General features: G+C 68.7%; 1 protein-coding gene. It reads right to left on the bottom strand.

The annotated features are described in order from the left end of the window. On the bottom strand, nt 1–466 hold a 466-nt coding region (locus ACVOME_RS18675), incomplete at both ends, for an autotransporter outer membrane beta-barrel domain-containing protein (RefSeq protein WP_481505397.1).

Genomic DNA, 466 nt, shown 5'->3' with positions numbered 1-466 from the left:
CCAGGCCATCGGCTACGCCAGCGACGGCGCGCTGGTTGCGCGTGGTGGCCGCGGTGGCCAGCAGCGCACCCCGGGCCACGTCGATGCGCGCACCATTGGCGCTGTAGGCCAGGCTGAACTGCAGGAACGGCGAGAATGCACTGAAGTCGGTACGGGCGAACTGACCGTTGATGCCACCGTCGGCGCGCAGGATGTTGAACTGCTCTCCCAGGTAGTACACACCCGGTTCGGGCAGCGCGACCAGCGTGCCGTCCAGCGCGGCGGTGCCGGTGACGTGCAGCTGGTCGCTGCGGCCTCCCGGCGCCAGTTCGGACGCGAACACACCGGTAGCGCCCTGCACGTAGTCACCGTTGATGGTCAGCGTGCCGATCGAATTGCCCGGCGCGATGATGCCGTCGACCCGGGTGGTGCCCAGGGTGCCGACACCCTTCAGCAGGCCATTGGCGCCTACGGTGGTATTACCGCC

The organism is Stenotrophomonas sp. STEN008 (assembly GCF_056760435.1).
Note: the sequence above shows the minus strand (reverse complement) of the source record. Positions and strands in the feature narration are given on the sequence as shown.